20 protein-coding genes and 1 riboswitch are annotated in these 19295 nt (G+C 61.7%); of the genes, 10 read left to right on the top strand and 10 right to left on the bottom strand.

From position 1 onward, the window contains the following. Nucleotides 1-19 precede the first annotated feature (19 nt). The 4 genes from phnD to K328_RS0101335 form a co-directional block, all read right to left on the bottom strand. Nucleotides 20-1036, bottom strand: coding sequence for a phosphonate ABC transporter substrate-binding protein (gene phnD / locus K328_RS0101350; RefSeq protein ID WP_028464426.1), 1017 nt, complete (start codon nucleotides 1034-1036; stop codon nucleotides 20-22). A gap of 32 nt (nucleotides 1037-1068) precedes the next feature. Next, nucleotides 1069-1929: a phosphonate ABC transporter ATP-binding protein gene (gene phnC, locus K328_RS22055; protein WP_036553022.1), complete on the bottom strand. Its 861-nt coding sequence runs from the start codon at nucleotides 1927-1929 to the stop codon at nucleotides 1069-1071. 127 nt (nucleotides 1930-2056) lie between these two features. Beyond that, the gene (locus tag K328_RS0101340; RefSeq protein ID WP_028464425.1) at nucleotides 2057-2506 is read right to left on the bottom strand and encodes a MaoC family dehydratase; all 450 of its coding nucleotides are present in this window, start codon (nucleotides 2504-2506) and stop codon (nucleotides 2057-2059) included. A 4-nt stretch (nucleotides 2507-2510) separates the two neighbouring features. Continuing rightward, complete coding sequence (locus tag K328_RS0101335) at nucleotides 2511-3575, bottom strand: tartrate dehydrogenase (RefSeq protein ID WP_028464424.1); 1065 nt, start codon at nucleotides 3573-3575, stop codon at nucleotides 2511-2513. Nucleotides 3576-3732: 157 nt separating this feature from the next. Beyond that, nucleotides 3733-3836, top strand: a riboswitch (TPP riboswitch). Between the two features lie 77 nt (nucleotides 3837-3913). Between K328_RS0101335 and K328_RS0101330 the strand changes: the two genes are divergently transcribed. From K328_RS0101330 to K328_RS0101285, 10 genes are all read left to right on the top strand, one after another. Continuing rightward, nucleotides 3914-5029, top strand: a complete 1116-nt coding sequence (locus K328_RS0101330; RefSeq protein WP_036553021.1) for an ABC transporter substrate-binding protein — start codon at nucleotides 3914-3916, stop codon at nucleotides 5027-5029. A gap of 25 nt (nucleotides 5030-5054) precedes the next feature. Beyond that, nucleotides 5055-5948, top strand: a complete 894-nt coding sequence (locus tag K328_RS0101325) for a branched-chain amino acid ABC transporter permease (RefSeq protein WP_084608038.1) — start codon at nucleotides 5055-5057, stop codon at nucleotides 5946-5948. Continuing rightward, on the top strand, nucleotides 5935-7608 hold the full coding sequence (locus K328_RS0101320; RefSeq protein ID WP_051284271.1) for a branched-chain amino acid ABC transporter ATP-binding protein/permease: 1674 nt from the start codon (nucleotides 5935-5937) through the stop codon (nucleotides 7606-7608). Before K328_RS0101325 ends, K328_RS0101320 begins: the two co-directional genes overlap by 14 nt. Further along, nucleotides 7605-8324: an ABC transporter ATP-binding protein gene (locus K328_RS22050; protein WP_036553020.1), complete on the top strand. Its 720-nt coding sequence runs from the start codon at nucleotides 7605-7607 to the stop codon at nucleotides 8322-8324. Before K328_RS0101320 ends, K328_RS22050 begins: the two co-directional genes overlap by 4 nt. Nucleotides 8325-8380: 56 nt before the next feature. Further along, nucleotides 8381-9067 carry an orotate phosphoribosyltransferase gene (locus tag K328_RS0101310; RefSeq protein WP_028464420.1) on the top strand — a complete coding sequence of 229 codons (687 nt, stop codon included), beginning with the start codon at nucleotides 8381-8383 and terminating at the stop codon, nucleotides 9065-9067. 39 nt (nucleotides 9068-9106) lie between these two features. After that, complete coding sequence (locus K328_RS0101305) at nucleotides 9107-9730, top strand: glutathione S-transferase family protein (RefSeq protein ID WP_028464419.1); 624 nt, start codon at nucleotides 9107-9109, stop codon at nucleotides 9728-9730. An 89-nt stretch (nucleotides 9731-9819) separates the two neighbouring features. Beyond that, a complete protein-coding gene (locus K328_RS22045) occupies nucleotides 9820-11520 on the top strand; it encodes a peptide ABC transporter substrate-binding protein (RefSeq protein ID WP_036553019.1) in 1701 nt (566 codons plus the stop codon). A 38-nt stretch (nucleotides 11521-11558) separates the two neighbouring features. Beyond that, nucleotides 11559-12527, top strand: coding sequence for an ABC transporter permease (locus K328_RS0101295; RefSeq protein ID WP_028464418.1), 969 nt, complete (start codon nucleotides 11559-11561; stop codon nucleotides 12525-12527). Then, nucleotides 12524-13447 (top strand): ABC transporter permease, encoded by a 924-nt coding sequence (locus tag K328_RS0101290; RefSeq protein ID WP_036553018.1) that lies wholly within the window; start codon nucleotides 12524-12526, stop codon nucleotides 13445-13447. Before K328_RS0101295 ends, K328_RS0101290 begins: the two co-directional genes overlap by 4 nt. Before the next feature lie 49 nt (nucleotides 13448-13496). Further along, complete coding sequence (locus K328_RS0101285; RefSeq protein ID WP_036553016.1) at nucleotides 13497-13910, top strand: hypothetical protein; 414 nt, start codon at nucleotides 13497-13499, stop codon at nucleotides 13908-13910. 22 nt (nucleotides 13911-13932) lie between these two features. Here K328_RS0101285 and K328_RS0101280 read toward each other — a convergent pair whose 3' ends face one another. The 6 genes from K328_RS0101280 to K328_RS22040 form a co-directional block, all read right to left on the bottom strand. Further along, nucleotides 13933-14544: a PAS domain-containing protein gene (locus K328_RS0101280; protein WP_028464415.1), complete on the bottom strand. Its 612-nt coding sequence runs from the start codon at nucleotides 14542-14544 to the stop codon at nucleotides 13933-13935. 98 nt (nucleotides 14545-14642) lie between these two features. Further along, nucleotides 14643-15077: an antitoxin Xre-like helix-turn-helix domain-containing protein gene (locus K328_RS0101275; protein ID WP_028464414.1), complete on the bottom strand. Its 435-nt coding sequence runs from the start codon at nucleotides 15075-15077 to the stop codon at nucleotides 14643-14645. A gap of 237 nt (nucleotides 15078-15314) precedes the next feature. Further along, nucleotides 15315-16121: an ABC transporter permease gene (locus tag K328_RS0101270; protein WP_028464413.1), complete on the bottom strand. Its 807-nt coding sequence runs from the start codon at nucleotides 16119-16121 to the stop codon at nucleotides 15315-15317. Further along, nucleotides 16118-16717: an ABC transporter ATP-binding protein gene (locus K328_RS0101265; protein WP_028464412.1), complete on the bottom strand. Its 600-nt coding sequence runs from the start codon at nucleotides 16715-16717 to the stop codon at nucleotides 16118-16120. Before K328_RS0101265 ends, K328_RS0101270 begins: the two co-directional genes overlap by 4 nt. A 31-nt stretch (nucleotides 16718-16748) precedes the next feature. Beyond that, nucleotides 16749-17921 carry a M20 aminoacylase family protein gene (locus K328_RS0101260; protein WP_028464411.1) on the bottom strand — a complete coding sequence of 391 codons (1173 nt, stop codon included), beginning with the start codon at nucleotides 17919-17921 and terminating at the stop codon, nucleotides 16749-16751. A 52-nt stretch (nucleotides 17922-17973) separates the two neighbouring features. Continuing rightward, complete coding sequence (locus K328_RS22040) at nucleotides 17974-19245, bottom strand: metal-dependent hydrolase family protein (protein WP_084608037.1); 1272 nt, start codon at nucleotides 19243-19245, stop codon at nucleotides 17974-17976. Nucleotides 19246-19295 lie beyond the last annotated feature (50 nt).

Raw genomic sequence — 19295 nt, 5'->3', positions numbered from 1 at the left:
CACCGGACCGGGATCTGGATTACTTGCGAGGGCGAGCCTCGGCGGCGCGGCGGATATCCGCGATCTTCTCGTCGATCTTGGCGATCTTCTCTTTCTTCTCGGACTGGGAGAAAGTGTCGTCACCCTGAATGGACATGCGCTGACGGATTTGGTCCATCTCATAGAACGGCCAGAGCTGGGCATTCGAGGACGGCACGAACGGGCCCATATCGATCATGGCGAGGATTTCACGCGCCTTGGTCACTTCGGCGTCGCTGCCAAGGCGGCCATAAGTCATGAAAAAGCTCATGATTTTGGCTTTCAGATCTTTGTTCAGTTCCGGGCGCCAGGCCATCGGATCGGATGCGATCAGCGGGGAGCGCCAGATTTCCTTGATCTCGGCAAACAGTTCCGGTTTGGCAAGTTTCAGGCGCTTGTAGAGACCACCGGAGGACGCAACGGCCGCATCGACTTGCTTGGTCGCGACGGAGATCAGGTTGGTCTCATGGTTTGCATTGCGGACAATCTTGAAGCATTCCTTCGGATCAACGCCTTCCTTGGCGAAGATAAAGGTAGACGGCACCAGGAAGCCCGAGGTTGAGTTCGGATCGCCAAGGCCGAAATTCAGGCTCTTGTCGCACTTCATGACGTCTTCGTAGCTCAGCCCCGAATCCTTGTGCGTGACCATGACCGACCAGTAACCCTGATCGCCGTTGGATTCGGTCGTCTGTGCAAAGATCTCGGCACCCGCGCGGTCAACGGCGACCATGCCGGACTTGTTGCCGTACCAGGCGATATCGACCTTGTCGAAGCGCATGGCTTCGATCACACCCGCATAATCAGCCGCGAAGAACGGCTTCACCGGCATGCCGAGATCGGCCTCGAGCGCCTTCAGGAACGGCCCCCACTTCTCGCGTTGGGCGGAGCTGTTCTCCGTAGCGATGATGCCGAAGTTGATTTCCTTCGGGTCTTCCCTGTCGGCCAGTGCCGGCACCGCGCTTGCGGCAAGGCCCGTGGCCAGAACCGCGGCGGCGGTCAGGCGGGTGAAAATGGTCATGGGATCAACTCCTCTTGATACTGGAAATGGATTCAGGCGGATGCGGCGAGCCGCTCTTCCGCCACTTCATGTGCCTCCGCGAAATCCTCGGCATCGGGGAGGATCAGCTCTTCGCTGGCCTCGCCGTAGATTTCACGGAGAAAAGCAGTGGTGAGATCGTGGGACGGGCCGTCGAAAACGACCCGGCCGTCCCGCATGGCGATAGTGCGCTTGCAGTAACGCCGCGCATATTCGACCTGGTGCAGAGAGACGAGCACGGCGGTCCCCTCGCTGCGATTGATGTCCGAGAGCGTCTCCATCACCCGCCGGGCCGAGGCCGGATCGAGCGAAGCAATCGGCTCGTCGGCGAGAATGGCCTCGGATTCCTGGACGAGACAGCGGGCGATAGCCGCGCGCTGCTGCTGCCCACCGGAAAGCGTCGCCGCGCGCTGTCGCGCCGTCGCGGCAATACCGACACGGCCGAGTGCCTGCATCGCACGCTGCTTTTCCACGTGCGTGAACTGCATCAGGGTGCCGCGCCATTTCGGCATCCGGCCGAGCCGGCCAGCGAGCACATTGGTCAGCACCGTCAGACGCGGCACCAGATTAAATTGCTGGAAGATGACGCCAAGGCGCCGGCGCACTTGCGACACATCGCCGGTCAGGCGGCCTCCGGCCTGCACCTGATCGCCGAACACCGAGATTTCGCCACCGTCAGCGCCCTTGTTGGCAACGATCAGGCCGCCGATATGACGGATCAACGTCGACTTGCCGGAGCCGGAGGCACCGATCAGCGCCACCATCTCCCCGGCATCAAGCGAGATCGAAACCCCGTCAAGCGCCCTGCGCCCGTTCGGAAATGTCTTGGAGACGTTCGTGACCTGAATAACAGGCTGGCTTTGAGTATGTGACATGCGGCCCCTTCCCAAGGGCCGCGACATTACTCAGAAGCGTTGACCGGCACGCCGCAACGTCATGAAGGTTTAGAGACTCCGCCGAGACTCTAAACCCACAAAATGACGCAGAAGAGTCGCAGATCCGTCATGTACGGCAAGAAACGATCTGCGGGCACTCCATGGTCATCACCGCCTCCCCGTCCTGATTGAAGGTCGTGTACTTGAAACGGACGAAGCCCCTGTCCGGCTTTGAGCGGGAGGGACGTTTCTCCATCACTTCCATCTCGACACTGAGCGTGTCTCCCGGCCGCACCGGTTTTAGCCAGTTCAGCTGATCGATAGTCCCGGCGCCAAGATTGGTCGCCTGCAGCCCGTTCGCCTGCCAGGCCAGCCTGAAGCTGACGGCAAGGGTCTGGAAGCCGCTGGAGATGACGCCGCCGAAATGGCTCTCCTCGGCGTCCGGTACGCTGATATGAAAGGGCTGCGGGTCGTATTTCCAGGCGAAATCGATGATCTCGGATTCCGTCATGGTCTTGCGCTGCGAGCGGAGGACCTGGCCGATTTCCAGGTCCTCGAAATAAACGGGAGACTGCATAAGCTCAGTCCCGGAGCACGGCAGCGATGGCATCGCCTAAATCGGCTGTCGTGGCCTGACCGCCGAGATCCGGGGTCTTCGGCCCACCGCCTGAAATCACCGTCTCGCAGGCCGCAACGATGGCGTCCGCCGCTTCCTGATGCCCGTGATGCTCCAGCAGCATGGCGCCGGACCAGATCTGCCCGATCGGGTTAGCAATCCCCTTGCCGGCGATGTCCGGGGCAGAGCCATGCACCGGCTCAAACATGGAGGGATACTTCTTCTCCGGATTGATGTTCGCGGACGGCGCGATGGCGATAGAGCCAGCCACGGCCGGGCCGAGATCGGAGAGAATGTCGCCAAACAGGTTGGAGCCGACGACCACATCGAACCAGTCCGGATGCAGCACGAAATTAGCGACCAGAATGTCGATATGATACTGGTCCGTCGCGAGATCCGGGTATTCCTTCGAGATCGCCGCGAAGCGCTCGTCCCAGTAAGGCATGGTGTGAATGATGCCGTTGGACTTGGTCGCTGAAGTCACCTTCTTCTTGCCCGTGCGCTGACAGAGCTCGAAGGCGAAGCGCATGATCCGGTCGGTTCCGGTCCGGGTAAAGACGCTCTCCTGCATCGCCATTTCGCGGTCCGTGCCCTCGAACAGGCGCCCGCCGATGGACGAGTATTCGCCCTCGTTATTCTCCCGCACGACATAGAAGTCGATATCTTCCGAGGTCCGGTTCGCCAGCGGGCAATTCATGCCCTTCAGCATGCGGATCGGACGCAGGTTCACATACTGCTCCATCTCCCGGCGGATCGGGATAAGAAGGCCCCAGAGCGAAACATGATCCGGTACGCCCGGAAAACCGACGGCGCCGAGGAAGATCGAGTCGAATTCCTTCAGCTGCTCGATGCCGTCGATCGGCATCATCATGCCGGTCTTCTTATAGCGCTCGCAGCTCCAGTCGAATTCGGTGAAATCATACTCAATGCCGAACTTCGCCCCGGCCGCCTCCAGCACCTTGATGCCTTCCGGGATCACCTCCCAGCCGATCCCGTCTCCGGGAATGACAGCGATTTTGATTTTCGACATTGGGAACTTCCTCCGCATCAGGATTTCTTGTTGGCAGCATAATAGTCAGGGGACGCCGCCGGACAAACCACTCCGTGGAACTAATCCGTTTCAAATCGCTCACGTCGCCTGCCCCTGCCCTTCCCTTGACAATCCCGCGACCGCGCCGCAGGTTGACCCCGTGATGCTGGGGTGTTTCGGACTTCGCGGCCGGAACTGAGAGGATACCCATCGAACCTGATCCGGGTCATGCCGGCGCAGGGAGACGTCACGAGACCGCACTTGCGGTCGCGTAACATTCCTCTCGCCCCTATTTTGAATCTGCCGTTCCGTCGAGCGGGTCTATTGGAGTGCCGGGAATGTTCCTGAAATCCGCCGCCATTGCGCTGACCGCGCTGATGGCTACTGCGCCAATCGCAAAAGCCGAGACAATCCCCGTGCTGGTGCCGATCACCGGCTTCCTGTCGCTTGAGGGCAGCTCCCAGCGCAATGGCGCGGTGCTGGCTGTCGAGCGTTTCGGCAAGGATCTCAGCTTGGACGCTGAAGTGACCGATACGGGCACTTCACCCGAAGGCGCTGTAACCGCCCTGCGCCGCGCACTTGAAGGCAAGCCGAGCGCCGCTGTTGCCTCCATGCTCGGGACGCAGATGCTGGCCATGCTGCCAATCGCGGGCCGCGCCGGTGTGCCGCTGCTCACCGTTTCCGGCACGGCGAAGATCACCGAGATCGGCATTCCCTGGGTTTTCCGTTTCTTCCCGGGCGACAGCGTGGTGAAAGTCGCGCAGGCTCACTACGCTGTCGAGGAGCTCGGCGCCAAGCGTCCGGCTCTGCTGTATCAAACCACCGCCTACGGGCAGAGCGGCGCGGAACATCTGCGCCGGATCATGCAGGATCTCGGCGCGCCGTTGGTATTCGAGGAAGCCATCGACATCTCCGTGAAGGACATGTTGCCAGCCCTGACAAGAATGCAGGAAGCCAAACCCGACCTGATCCTGCTGCATCTGCATTCCGGCTCCACCGCTTTGGTGATCCGCCAGGCGCGGGACCAGAACATCGCCCTGCCGATCCTTGCCGGCTCCGCCATGCACCAGCCGACCACGGCTGCCCTGCTGGAGCCGAAGCAGCTCGCCGGTGTCTGTGCCGAAAGCGCCTCCTCGCCAATCTCCGAGCCGGAAGGTTCGGTCGAGGATTTCACGGCAGAATACCGGGCCCGTTTCGGCACCGAGCCGGACGCTTTCGCGCTGGCCCAGTATGACGGTGTCTCCATGTTGATCGCGGCGAAGAATGCCGGCGCCAGGACTGCCACGGAAGTGCGCGACTGGCTCGCCAGCAACAGCTATGACGGGCTGGCGATGACCTACAAATCCGACGGCAAGGGCAACATGGCGCATGACGCGGTCGTGGTTTGCTATGACGGCAAAAGCGCGGTCCCCGCGATCAAGCGACGTTACGAAAATGTCAGCGGCGTGAAATAGGACTCATCCCGGCACTGCCCCAGCCATGACAGCCATCGCCCTCACCCAGATCCTGTTGAACGGCCTCGCTCTCGGGGCCGCCTATGCCCTGATCGCGCTCGGCTTCGTCATCGTGCTGAATGCGGCGGGAGCGGTGAACTTCGCCCAGGGCGAGCTGGTCATGGCTGGCGGCTTCGTGTCCATCGCGCTCGCCCCGCTGATCGCTGAGGCGACGGCATTGCCCGGCCTGCTGCTGTTGCCGCTGGTGATGGGCCTGATGGGACTGATCGGGGCCGGGTTCGCCTGGATTGCCTATTTCCCCGTCCGCAAACGTCACCAGGTCGCGGTCTTCGTCAGCACCATCGCCGCCGGGCTGGTGCTGCAGCATCTGGCGAACGCCGTTTTCGGCGCTGCGCCCCGCGCTGGACCACCGCTGATCTCCGGTAATGGCGTGACAGTCGGCGCCCTCTCCATCTCGCTTCAGCAGATCGCCGTTATGATCTGTGCGGCCGTGCTGATTTCCGGCACGGGCCTGTTTCTCGGCCGCACCCAGACCGGACGGCAGATGCGGGCCGTAGCACAGGATCCGGAAATGGCCGCCGCCATCGGCATCCGGCCGAAACGCATGATCACGCTGTCCTTCGCGCTCGCCATCGCGCTTGCGGGCGCGGCCGGACTGCTGCTGTCCAACCAGTTCTTCGTCAGCCCGAACGATGGCGGGTTGTTCATGCTGAAAGCCTATATCGCGGTCACCATCGGCGGCTGGGGACGGCTCGACGGGGCCGTGATCGGCGCGCTGCTGATCGGCATCTTCGAGACCCTCGTCGCCGCGCTCACCTCCTATCTGGTGGCCGAAGCCCTGCTCTACGCATTGCTGCTGATCATGCTGGTGTTCCGGCCTTCCGGGTTGCTGCCGGAGCGGGCACGTGCCCGTGTCTGATCCGCGCTCCCGTCTGGCTCTGGGCGTCGCCGCCATTGCGTTGGCGCTCTATGCCCTGTTCTTTGCCGGCGATTATGCGCTGCACGTCCTGACCCGTGCCGGAATCTATGCCATCGCCGCCATCGGCTATCAGCTCATCTTCGGCCGTCTCGGCGCCCTGTCACTGGCGCAAGGATGTTTCTTCGGGCTCGGCGCCTATGCGGCGGGTCTTGGCGCGCTGGAACTCGGCCTCGGGTTTCCGCTGACGCTGGCCGCAGGCGTTCTGTTGCCGAGCCTTCTGGCCGCACTCATCGCCATTCCCGTGCTCCGTCTCGCCTCGCACTATTTCGCTCTCGCCACCCTCGGCATCGCCCAGCTCGCCCTGCTGGTCGCCACCAACTGGACGGACGTCACCGGCGGCGCGAACGGTCTCTACGGGGTTCCGCCAATCGAAACAGGCACCCTCTCTTTCGGGCATGGATTACCGCTGACCTTGCTTGTCTGGGCCTGCGTCGGACTTGCCCTTACTGTCTCTCACCGCATGACCGCCGGGCAGCGTGGGCTCAAGGTCGAGACCCTAAGGGAAGCACCGCTAGCCGCCGCCGCGCTCGGCATCGACGGATCTGCGATCCGCTTTCGCTTCTTCGTCGCCAGCGCGGCTTTTGGCGGTCTTGCCGGAGCATTGCAGGCGCATGCGGTTGGCGTCGTCTCGCCAGACGTGCTGCAATTCCATGTTCTCGTGCTGATCCTCGCCATGACCGTGATCGGCGGGCGCGCCTCGCCACTGGGGGCTATCCTCGGTGCCTTGCTGCTCGTCCATTTGCCGGAATGGTTCCGGGATTTTGCCGACTATTATCTCGTGGTCTATGGCGTCGCCCTGCTCGCCGCCATCATCTTCCTGCCGCGCGGGCTTGCCGGCCTGTTCGGGAAAAGCAAAATGCCCCCGGTCGAGACGGCCGATGCCGAGGCACCGCACGATCCTGCCCCTCTCACACTGTCCGTTGAGACAGTCTCAAAACGGTTCGGCGGCGTGACCGCGCTCGACGGCACCTCCCTCACCCTTGCCCCCGGCGAAATCCTCGGCCTGATCGGCCCGAACGGCTCCGGCAAGACAACACTGGTCAATCTGCTCTCCGGCATCGAAAAACCGGATGGCGGACGCATCCTGCTCGGTGATGCCGACATTACCGGCAAGCCGCCGGAACACATTGCCCGCGCCGGTCTCTGCCGCAGCTTCCAGCATCCGCAGATCGCACCGGATCTGACCGTGCTGGAAACCGTCGAGGCCATCGCAACGAAAGGCGAGAGCGCCCAGGCCCGGGTGATTGAAGCCGGGCTTTCCACCCACGCGAACGAACGCGCGGGAACACTGCCGCCAGCCGCCCTGAAGCACCTCGAAATCGCCCGCGCGCTCGCGACCGGCGCCTCCATCCTTGCCCTGGATGAACCTGCGGCCGGCATGAACGAGGTGGAGCGGGCCGCCCTTGCCACCCTGTTGAAACGGCTGGCGGATGCGGGTCATGGCATCCTGTTGATCGACCATGCGATGGATTTCCTGCTGCCCCTGGCGGACCGGGTGATCTGCCTCAGCGCCGGGCGCGTTGTCGCCGAGGGATCGCCCCACGAGGTTGCCCGCGATCCGGCGGCCATCAACGCCTATTTCGGGGAGAGTCCGCTGTGAGTGCCCCGCTGCTGTCTTTCCGGAATGTTTCTGTGCAGCGCGGCCGCGCGATGGCCGTGCGCGATCTCACGCTCGATGTCGAACCGGGTGAGATCGTCGCCCTGATCGGCCTGAATGGCGCCGGTAAATCGAGCCTGTTGCGGGCAGCCATGGGACTGGAAGCGCTCATGGTGGGCGACATCCTGTTCCGTGATCAGTCACTAAACGGCGTTGGCACACCCGACCGGGCGCGGCGCGGCATCGGATATTGCCCCGAAGGGCGCCGCCTGTTCCCCGGCATGAGCGTTTCGGACACGCTGCATGCGGCGATGCAGGCACCAAGCGGGCAACGCCTCGCACGGATCGAAGAGCTCACAGATCTTTTCCCCCTGCTCGGCACCATTCTCGACCGGGAGAGCTGGAGCCTCAGCGGCGGACAGCAACAGGTTGTCGCCATCGTCCGCGCGCTGATGCAGCGCCCGGAGATTCTGCTGCTGGACGAGCCCTCCCTCGGCCTTGCCCCGGTCATCTGCCAGGAGCTGTTCCCCGCCATCCGGCGGCTTGCGGATGAAGGAGCCGCCGTGCTTCTGGCGGAACAAAGCACGGCCACGGCCCTCGCTGTCGCCGACCGGATCGCGGTACTGCACCGGGGCACTCTCGTCCTCACAGAGGCGGTTGCCACGCTTTCTCACGACCGCTTGAAAACAATCCTGCTTTCCGAGGGTGAACAGCGCTGACGCTTGGTTTATGCTCGCCAAAAAATCGACCAGCCCGCCTTTGGAGATCCCCGTCGATGGACGAGAGCCAGACCCCCGACTTCCGCCAGAGCATCGCCGAGACCGCAGCGAATATCCTGCTCGAAATCGAAGCCGTGCATATCCGCCCGGAAGAGCCGTTCACCTTCACTTCCGGCCGGCTCAGCCCGGTCTATGTGGATTGCCGCAAGATCATCAGCTTCCCGCGCGCCCGGAAGCAGCTGATGGAGATGGGTGTTGAGCTGCTTGCCCAGAAAGCCGGGTTCGAGCAGTTCGATGCCGTGGCCGGCGGTGAGACGGCGGGCATTCCCTTCGCCGCCTGGATCGCGGATCTGCTCGGCCTGCCCATGCTCTATATCCGCAAGAAGCCGAAGGGCTTCGGCCGCAATGCCCGGATCGAGGGCACCTTCGAGGACGGCGCGCGCATCCTGCTGGTCGAAGATCTGGCGACAGATGGCGGCTCCAAGCTCTCCTTCATCGACGCCATCCGCGAGGCCGGCGGCGAGGTAGCTCACTGCTTCGTGGTGTTCCACTATGGCAACTTCCCGCAGAGCACCACGTCGATGAAGGAAAAAGGCGTCGACCTGCACGGGCTCTGCACCTGGTGGGACGTATTGGCCGCGGCGGAAAAGCGCGGCTTCACCGAAGCGCAGCTCAATGAAGTGCGGCAGTTCCTGCGCGATCCGGATGGATGGGCCGCAAGCCGCGAGACCGTCGACGTCTGATAAAAACGAACCGCTAAAAATCAAAATGGGGGAAGCGTGATGCTGAGGATTCTCGGCCGCAACAATTCGAGCAACGTGCAGAAGGTCACCTGGCTCTGCGAGGAGCTGTCGATACCGAACGAGCGCGAGGATTTCGGCGGTGCCTTCGCCAACACGAAAGACAGTCACTACCTCTCCCTGAACCCCAACTCCCGGGTCCCCACGATTATCGAGGACGATTTTGTCCTCTGGGAATCGAACGCCATCGTTCGCTATCTCTGCAACAAGTACTCGGCTGGCGACATGGCCCCGGCGGACCCCCGCGCCTATGCAGATGCGGACCGCTGGATGGATTGGCTGCAGACCACCGTTCTGGCCCCGATCACGGTGATTTTCTGGGGCCTGGTCCGGACACCCGAAGCAGAGCGTGATCTGGCGGCAATCGAAGGTGCGCGGGATAACATGATCCCGATCTGGAAGATCCTCGATGAGCGGCTGACGGGTCGCGACTACATCATGGGCGACAGGCTGACAATGGCGGACATCGCGATTGCCATCAATTGCTACCGCTGGATGACCCTGATACAGGACCGGCCGTCCATGCCCGCTCTTGAGGCTTGGTACGACCGGATCGCCGCGCGTCCAGCCTTCAGGAAACACGTGCTGGATATTCCGCTGACCTGATTTATCAATACCGGAGCGCGGCGCTGGAAATCCCCCGCCGCGCCGCTTATTCTTACAAGATCAATCCACCGAGACGGAGACAGCCCCCGATGCGACGATCCGCCCGCGTCCTGACCTTCTGGCTGCTCCTGTTTCTTTCCGCACTTTCCCTTGCCCGCCCGGCAGACGCGCGTGAACAGCTCGTCATCGGAATAACCCAGTTCCCGACAACGCTGAACCCGATGATCGATTCCATGCTGGTGAAGACCTATGTGCTCGGCATGGCGCAGCGTCAGATGACAATCTTCGGCCATGACTGGGAGCCGATCTGCCTCTGGTGCACCGAGCTGCCGACCTTCGAGAACACGCGGGCGAAACGCTTTCCGGTGCTCAACCCGGCAGGCAAGGAAACCGGCCGGGAGGGTGTGCGCACGACCTACACGATCAAGCCGGGCGCCATCTGGGGTGACGGCACGCCAATCACCACCGATGACGTCCGGTTCAGCTGGGAGGTCGGGCGCCATCCGGAAACCGGTGTCGCGGATGCCAACAGCTATCAGGAAATCCTCGATATCGAGGTCGAGGACGACCGTACCTTCACCATCGTCCGGGACAAGATCGACTACCGCTACAACACGCTCGGCGATTTCCAGCTCCTGCCTGTCCATCTGGAGCGCGACGCTTTCGCCAACCCGCGGGAATACAAGAACAGGACCCTCTACAAGACCGCCCCCGGCACGCCCGGCCTCTATAACGGCCCCTACAGGGTTACGGAGGTGAATGAAGGCGCCTATATCGTGCTGACCCGGAACGAGCACTGGCAGGGAAGGGAGCCTGTCTTCGAGCGTATCGTGGTCAAGACCATCGAGAAAACGGCCGCGCTCGAAGCCAACCTGCTCTCCGGCTCAATCGATTACATCGCGGGCGAAGCCGGGCTCACCCTCGACCAGGCGCTCGGCTTCGAGAAGCGTCATGGCGACACTTTCGACGTGATCTACAAGCCCGGCCTGATTTACGAGCATATCGAGTTCAATCTCGACAACCCGGTGCTGGCCGACATCAAGATGCGCCGTGCCCTGCTTCACGCCATCGACCGCAAGGCGATCTCGGACAAGCTGTTTGCCGGGAACCAGCCGGTGGCCCACGGCGCAGTCAACCCGCTGGACTGGGCTTACCATGACAAGCTGCCCCTCTATCCCTATGACCCGTCGCGCGCCAAGGCGCTGCTGGAGGAGGCTGGCTGGACAGAGATCAAGAATGGCGTGCGCCACAAGCCGGACGGTACGAAACTCAGCCTCGAGATCATGACCACCGCTGGCAACCGGATCCGGGAGCTGGTCGAGCAGGTACTGCAGAACTACTGGAAAAAGGTCGGGGTCGAGGTGACGATCCGGAACGAACCGGCCAGGGTGTTCTTTGGCGAGACCGTCCAGAAACGCAAATTCCCGGCCATGGCCATGTTCGCCTGGCTCTCCGCTCCTGAATCCCTGCCTAAAACCACGCTCTATTCAACCGCTATCCCGACCGAAGCAAACAACTGGTCCGGTCAGAACGTCACCGGTTACAGCAGCCCGGAAATGGACGGATTGATCGACGCCATAGAGATTGAGCTCGACCGGGAAAAACGCCGGGCGCTCTGGGCCGAGCAGCAGACCCTCTATTCCACCGACCTGCCGGTCCTTCCGCTCTATTTTCGTTCAGATGCCTATATCCTGCCGAAATGGCTGAAAGGGCTGAGACCGACCGGACACAAGTACAGCTCCACCTATTGGGTCGAGCAGTGGCGCGACGGATCAAGTGCGAGCCAGTAACGCCATGCCAGTAACGTCATGAGAACTCCCGGATCGCCATGACCGGATTTCTGGTTCGCCGTATTTTCCAGGCCTTGATCGTACTCTGGGTCATGTCCTTCGTGACTTATGGGTTGCTGGCCCTGATGCCGGGCGATCCGATCGACCTGATGCTGGCCGGTGATCCGAACGTGACATCCGCCGATGTGGCGCGCCTGCGTGCCCTGCATGGCCTCGACCGACCTTTTCTGGAGCGTTACGGCGATTGGCTGGCCGGCGCACTCAATGGCGATCTTGGTTATTCCAGGCTGTTTGGTGCACCGGTTCTGGATGTCCTGGCACCAAGGCTGCTCAACTCCCTGCTGCTGATGGGACTGGCATTCCTTGTTGCGGTCTCGATTGCCCTGCCGGCGAGTGTCGCTGCCGCACGCCGTCCCGGAAGCCTCACGGACCGTTTGATCAACCTGCTCTGTTTTGCCGGAATATCCGTCCCGGCGTTCTGGCTCGCATTGCTGATCATCCTGCTTTTCGCCGTCACTCTCGGTCTGTTTCCAGCGAGCGGCATGGCCACCATCGGCGATGGCGGATTTGACGACCGGGCAGCCCATCTTGTACTTCCCGTCATCACCCTCGCCGTCGCCAGCCTCGCTCAATATACCCGCCACGGCCGGGCGGCGATGATCGAGGTGTTGCGTGAGGATTACATCCGCACGGCGCGCGCTAAAGGCGTCACCGAACGAGCCATTCTCTGGCGTCACGGTTTCCGCAATGCGCTGATCCCTGTGATCACCATCATGGCGCTCGATTTCGGCGCTCTCTTCTCCGGCGCCCTGATTGTCGAGACCATGTTCGCCTATCTCGGCATGGGCAAGACGATCTATGACGCGGTGATGGGGAACGATTACAACCTCGCCCTTGTCGGACTGCTTCTGGCCACAGCCATCACCCTGGCCGCGAATATCGCCGCTGACATCGCCTATACTCTTATCGATCCGCGCATTCGGCTGACCGGAAGGCGCCCGGCATGAGCATGGCAACCATACATGCCGTTCAAAGGCGTAGCCCCTTCGCACGGCTGAGACGCAACGGTTCCGCCACCGCCAGCCTCGTTCTCCTCGCAGGCCTGCTGCTCGCATGCTTCAGCGCTCCACTGACCGGTGCCGCTGTCGGCATCGACGCCACATCCATCGATCTCTTCAACATCGCAGCGGCACCATCGGCCGATCATCCGCTCGGCACCGACGAGATCGGCCGGGATCTGCTGATGCGGCTCCTCGAGGGCGGCCGGGTGTCGCTGACGGTTGGCCTCGCAGCCGCGCTGAGCGCGACCGTCATCGGCACCTTGATCGGTCTGCTGGCCGGCTATCGCGGCGGCATTGCGGACGCCGTGCTGATGCGGCTCGCCGACGGGGTAATATCCCTGCCGTTACTGCCCCTGCTGATCGTGCTGGCCGCCATCGACCCGGTAAAGATCGGCCTGCCTTCGGAGCTGGTGCATTCGGAGAGTTTCAGCCTCTACCGGATCGTCATCATCATCGCGCTTGTCGGATGGACGACAACGGCACGGCTGGTCCGCGGAACGGTCCTCAGCCTGCGGGAACGGGATTTCATCGAGGCCGCCCGCGCCCAGGGCCTGCCGCCGTCCCGCATTCTGTTACGCCATCTGCTGCCGAACGCGGCATCTCCCATACTGGTCGCCATGACCCTGACCATAGGCAACGTGATCCTGTTCGAAAGCGTCCTCAGCTTCCTCGGTCTCGGCATCCAGCCCCCAATCCCGAGCTGGGGCAACATGCTGACCGGAGCACAGGACCTGATCTCGGTCGCACCGATGCTCGCAGTCTGGCCGGGATTGCTGATTTTTGCCGCCGTCATCGCTTTCAATTTCCTCGGCGACGGATTGCAGGACGCGCTTGATCCGCGCGCTCTGAGCCAGCACGGACGATGAGTTGCCGCGCCGCATTGACGCCTCGCCAGCCCGTCTCTAGCTTGGCCCCATGAACCGCTTCCGCGCCCTCTCCCTTATGCTGATCTTCGTTGCCACACTCGGCCTTGCAGCCTGCGAAGAGGAGCAGCCGACCGTGGTCAACCGGCGCGATGGCAAAGCACCGCCCGGCGCCGGGCAGACTGGTGAGCTTTGCGTGCTGGTCCGTAATCGCGCGCCTTTCACCATCACCGGCAGGATCCAGCTGAAAACGCGCGAGCGGACGAGCTTCCGGCTGGCGCGCAATGGACGGACGAAGATCTGTCTGGCGGGAACATTGTACGGCGGAGACACGGTTTCGCTGGTGCTGACCAACTTCATGACCCTGCCGCTATTTTCCTGCTATGTGCGGTTCGATCAGTCGATCGACGTCTATGCCCGGCCCCACCCCGACGGCGGCTGGCTCTACAACGCCCCCTGCAGCTAATTCGGCCACAACTCCGAAGGACCTAGAGCAGCCCGTCTTTCCGTCCGGTATCCGTCGGAACCGACGAGACCGGGATGTTTCCGACGATAAACTGCTCGCAAACATCGCCGCCGTAAGAGACAGGAAGAACCACGCGGCGCCAGATCTTTCCGCTGAGCCAGACCGGCGCCAGATGCTCCGAGTAAATCGGCCGGTTCGACTCGCAAACGGCGAGATAGACCGCACGATACATCAGTGCCAGCTCGTGCCGGGTTGCCCGGTTCATCTCGGAGACCGTGTGACCGGTCCAGTCTTTTGACGACGAGTCTGAAATTTCGGTGCCGTACAGCCGATAGCGGGCGTCGAAACCATTCCTGAGCACATCCAGGATCATGATATTTCCGACAGCAGGCAGCATGGACAGCATGTCGAAATCTGCGCGGTTATGCAGCCCCGTCTGCGGGTCGGCCTTGTCGAGCCAGAGCTTGTAGAGAAACGCGAGCTTCGGCTCGGCCAGACTGTCCATCTCCTCAACAAAGCTGATCTGATGGACGTCGCTGCCGAATTCGTCCCGGAAGCGCCCATCGAGAATGGCGCTCCCTGCCCGCCGGATCTCATCGTCTGTAAGCTCCGGCGGCTCTACCTGTGAGTGCATTGAATTATCAGGATTTTTCATTTGCAGACCGTAGCAAGAGCGGCAGAAGAGGGAAACTGATTTACGCGCTAATTAGACAGGCAATGTTGATTACCGGATCACACCGCCGCAGCCTCCTGGACCACTTTCAAATGGCGGCGGACAGCCTGAATTTTGTCGATATCACCAGTCGCCATGAAATCTACCGGAGGCTTGCCCCGAAATGGGTCGAGCCGATTATTCGTCGTCGGCCAGCTTTCCCCATTCGTTTCCCCGAAAATCGCGGTAAGGCTACGATAGATCGCAACGAATGCGGACGTACGCTCAAGCTGCTCAGCCGAAAGAATGCCTTTCCAGCTGCCGTCGTCCATCGCAGCCCAGGTCGCCTCGTCGACATTCATAAGCTTGGCAGCCTTGCGCTCCGGCAACGCCCAAAGATCAAACAACGTCGCCACTGTCTTAACAGCGACCGGCGTCAATTCCTTGCGATCCTTGGTTCTTTGCAGGCGATCATTTTGCGACCTATCGCCATGGTCTCTGGAAATATGATTCATAGTTTAAAAATCCCTGCCGAGATATTCCGTTTCGGCTCCCCTGTGTGCGCGGACGCACATGCCCACCGTTCAAGCGGCCGGGTCAATCTTTAGAGGCCAATAAAAGCACAGCACTTATACCATTGTCGTAAAAAATATACTTCAGATGATCGAAAATTCCAAGTATCGGACGATTTAAATAGAATAAAACTTTACCGAAATTCAGTGAAAAATTCCCTAAACAAAAGCTAATTTTCGTCAGTTCGCCGTTGCATCCGTCAACCGGTCCAACCTCAATCTATGTCGCTGGTCCGAAAGGCGCCGGCTGATGGCGAATACAGCCCCGGTAACGCCGATTGCGGTTGCCCCGGCGATCAGGAACATGACCAGAAGCTGATACTTCACAGCCTCGACCGGATCGATCCCGGCAAGAATCTGACCGGTCATCATCCCGGGCAGATAGACCAAGCCTGTCGCCGCCATTGAATTGATGGTCGGGGTCATTGCCGTCCTGAGGGCCGAGCGTACCATGGGCAAGGCCGACAACCGGAATGTCCGGCCAAGGGCCAGTTGCGCTTCAACGGCCTGCTTACCATCGGCCAAAGCGCTGGTAATGGAGCGAATGGCGAGCGCCACGCCGGTCATGCAATTGCCAAGCACCATGCCAAGCAAGGGGAGCAGATATTGCGGGTGATACCAGGGATCGGCCGCAACCTGTGTGATCAGGGCAAAGCTCATCACCAGAAGGGCGGCCAGCGTCATCACCCCGGTGCCGAGCCCATAGGCCCAGAACCCCTTCAGCCGCCGATCCTGCCGCGCCATTGCTTCGTACCCGGCAAACCCGAGCATCACCAGCACGGCGAGTCCGGTCCAGAAGGGTGAAACCGTGGCCAGCAGGAAATCGAGGATCAACCCGATCAGCAGAAGCTGCACGACCATCCGGACCGAGGAGATGGCAAGGCTACGGGCAAGACCTAGAGAGAGCGCGATGGAAACCGCACCGTTGATCAGAAGCAATGAAGCCGCGAGGGCAAGATCCACATAGTCGAGCGTTACGTAACTCACGCGGCTGTCTCCTGGACCAGCTTGCCTTCTTCCAGACGATAGCCTTGCCGGGAGATTCGTTTGAATTGTGCCGGGTCGTGGGTCACAAAGAGACAGCTCCCACCTGCCTCGCAATGTTCCGCGACAAGCTGCTCGACCACCGCCATTGCCGCTTCGTCGAGTGAGGCTGTCGGCTCGTCGAGAATCAGGCAGCGAGGCTGGTTCTCAAGAAGCCGGACAAGACCGAGACGTTGACGCTCCCCCGAGGAAAGGCGGGAGACGGACCAGTCTCCCGCTGCCGGATCCAGTCCCAGCCGCTTGGCCATGGGCCGACACGCACTCCAGTCGGCGAAATGCGCCGTTACACGGTCGGCCCACCAGCCGGGCTCCGCAGGCAGATAGCCGACCTGCCGCCGCCAGTCAGGCGCCGACATGGTGTTACGATCCCGGCCGTCCAGTGCGACAGTACCCTCGGAAGGATCAAGATCGGCAATCGCCCGCAGGAAAACAGACTTTCCGGAACCCGAGCGGCCGCGCAACGTAACGCATTGCCCGGCTGCAACCTCAAGATCGAGAGGGCCGAGATGCAGTCTTACAAGGCTCCGGACCGTCAGCATACCGAAGCGCCTCTCACAACCGATACCGGGATCAGCTCGCGCGAGGCAACTGATCCTCGACAAGCTGGCTCCAGTAGCTGGCGCCCCAGGGCAGAGCCTCGTCGTTGAAGTCGTAACCGGCGTTATGCAGCATCTTGCCTTCGCCGCCGCCGCCATTGCCCATCCAGATATAGCAACCCGGCTTCTTCTCCAGCATGAAGGCGAAATCCTCGCCGCCCATGCTCGGGGTCGGGTCGCGGACGACCATCTCGTTTCCGACCAGACGCTCGGCGACCTGGGCCGCTATCGCGGTCTCGGCTTCGGAATTCACGGTCGGCGGATAGCGCTTTTCGTAGCGCAACTCTGCGGTCGCGCCAAAACCGGCGCAGACACCGTCGATGATCTGCTTCATCTTCGGCTCGATCATGTCCCGCACTTCCGGACGGAAGGACCGGGTGGTGCCGGCGAGCTGAACCATGCCGGGGATGACGTTGTAGGCATCGCCGCCATGGATCTTGGTGACAGAGACCACCACAGCATCCATTGGGTCGACGTTGCGGCTGGCGATGCTCTGCAGGGCGGAGACGACCTGCGCGGAAACCAGAATCGGATCAATGCCGAGATGCGGCATGGCGCCGTGACCGCCGACGCCCTTGATGTCGAGCTCAAACATGTCATAGGCGGCCATCATCGGGCCCGGGCGGACCGCAACGGTGCCAACCGGCATGCCCGGCCAGTTATGCATGCCCCAGACGGAGTCCACCGGGAACTTTTCGAACAGGCCTTCCTCGACCATCACCCGGCCGCCGCCCTCGTTCTCCTCAGCCGGCTGGAAGATGAACTGGACGGTGCCAGAGAAGTTCCGGGTCTCCGCCAGATACTTGGCCGCGCCGAGCAGCATGGTGGTATGCCCGTCATGGCCGCAGGCATGCATCTTGCCCGGGTTTTCCGAGGCATATTCAACACCGGTCTGCTCGGTGATATCGAGTGCATCGATGTCCGAGCGCAGGCCGATGGCACCGCCCTCGCCATTGCCTTTCAGAGTGCCGACCACGCCGGTTCCGGCCAGTCCCCGATGCACCTCTATGCCGAAGCTTTCGAGCTTCTCGGCGATAAACGCGGCGGTCCAATGCTCCTCGAAAGCCGTTTCGGGGTGCCGGTGCAACTCACGCCGCCATGCGGTCATTTCCTCGTGAAACTCGGCGATCCTGTTATTGATTGGCATTGGGAACTAGCTCCGTTAATCGAAATCAAAAGGCCGCGTTCGCGACCCTGGCTCAGAAAGCCGCGTTGGCGGCACTGGCAAAGCGGAGCACATTGTCCGCCGGACTGCGCGTCTCGTGCTCGGCTGAATCCGTGCGGATCCGAGCCGGAACACCGTTCTTCACCACCATACGATGGTTCGCCCGATCCGCAACACGGTCGATATCGGCCAGCGGATCGCCATCAACGATCAGCAGATCCGCATGGTTGCCCACAGCGACCGTGCCGCGTTCCTCCAGCCCCATCAGGTCGATGCCGTTGCGGGTAGAGAAGATGATCGCGTCCATTGGCGATATCCCGATATCGACCATGTAGCGCAGCTCCAGAGCGTTCTTGCCGTGCTTGTTGAACGGCGTGCCCGCATCCGTCCCCATGGCGATCTTGCCGCCGGCCTTGTAGAACATCTGGATCGACTGGATGTGCCGTTCCTCGACCCGGATGGCCTTTTCCACGGCTTGCGCCGGAATACCATTATCCTTGTTAGCAACGATGTTCTTCACCGCCGACAGGGTCGGCACAAGATAGGTCCCGGCCTCCAGCATTTCCTTCAGGCACTGCTCGTCCATGAAGATGCCGTGCTCGATGGAAGCAACACCGGCGCGGACGGCGTTCAGGATACCGAGACCGCCTTGGGCATGACTGGCGGTACGCTTGTGGAAACGCTTGCCCTCTGCCACTCCGGCGGCCATTTCCTCGGCCGTGAAATGCGCATCTTCCGGGCTGACACCCGGCGTCATTACGCCGCCTGTCGCCATCAGCTTGATCAGGTCGGAGCCGGCATGGATCTGCTCGCGCACGGCCTTGATTACCTCGTCCGGCCCGTCCGCAATGCGGCCGTTGCGGTTGCCGTGTCCGCCGGTCATGCAGATGATCTTGCCGGAACAAAGAATGCTCGGACCGATCTGAGCACCGCTGTTGCAGGCATCGCGCACCGCGAATTCCAGATAGTCCTTGCCGCCGCAGTCACGCAGCGCGGTGATACCGCCCATCAGCGAGGTCTGCGCGTGCTTGTAAGCCGCCATGGTGATCTGGCCCGGCGTCATCATCGACTGAACCGAAACCGGGTTGCCCTCGCCGCCCATGCAGAGATGCACATGACAATCGACCAGCCCCGGCAGCAGCGTGCCGCCGGTGAAATCGACCCGAAAACCGGTGAACCCCTGAAAACGATCGCGCGGCGCCACCTCGGCAATCCTGCCGTCACGCACCATCACACCGTGATTTTCGAGATTGGCACCCTCTCCGTCGAGAATTGCACCGCCCTCATAAAGGGTTTCAGTCGTCATGATTTATCCTCACCGGGCCTGTCGGGCCCGCTCTTTGTTCGCTGCGTTTG

This window comes from Nisaea denitrificans DSM 18348 (assembly GCF_000426505.1).
Taxonomy (GTDB): domain Bacteria; phylum Pseudomonadota; class Alphaproteobacteria; order Thalassobaculales; family Thalassobaculaceae; genus Nisaea; species Nisaea denitrificans.
Note: the sequence above shows the minus strand (reverse complement) of the source record. Positions and strands in the feature narration are given on the sequence as shown.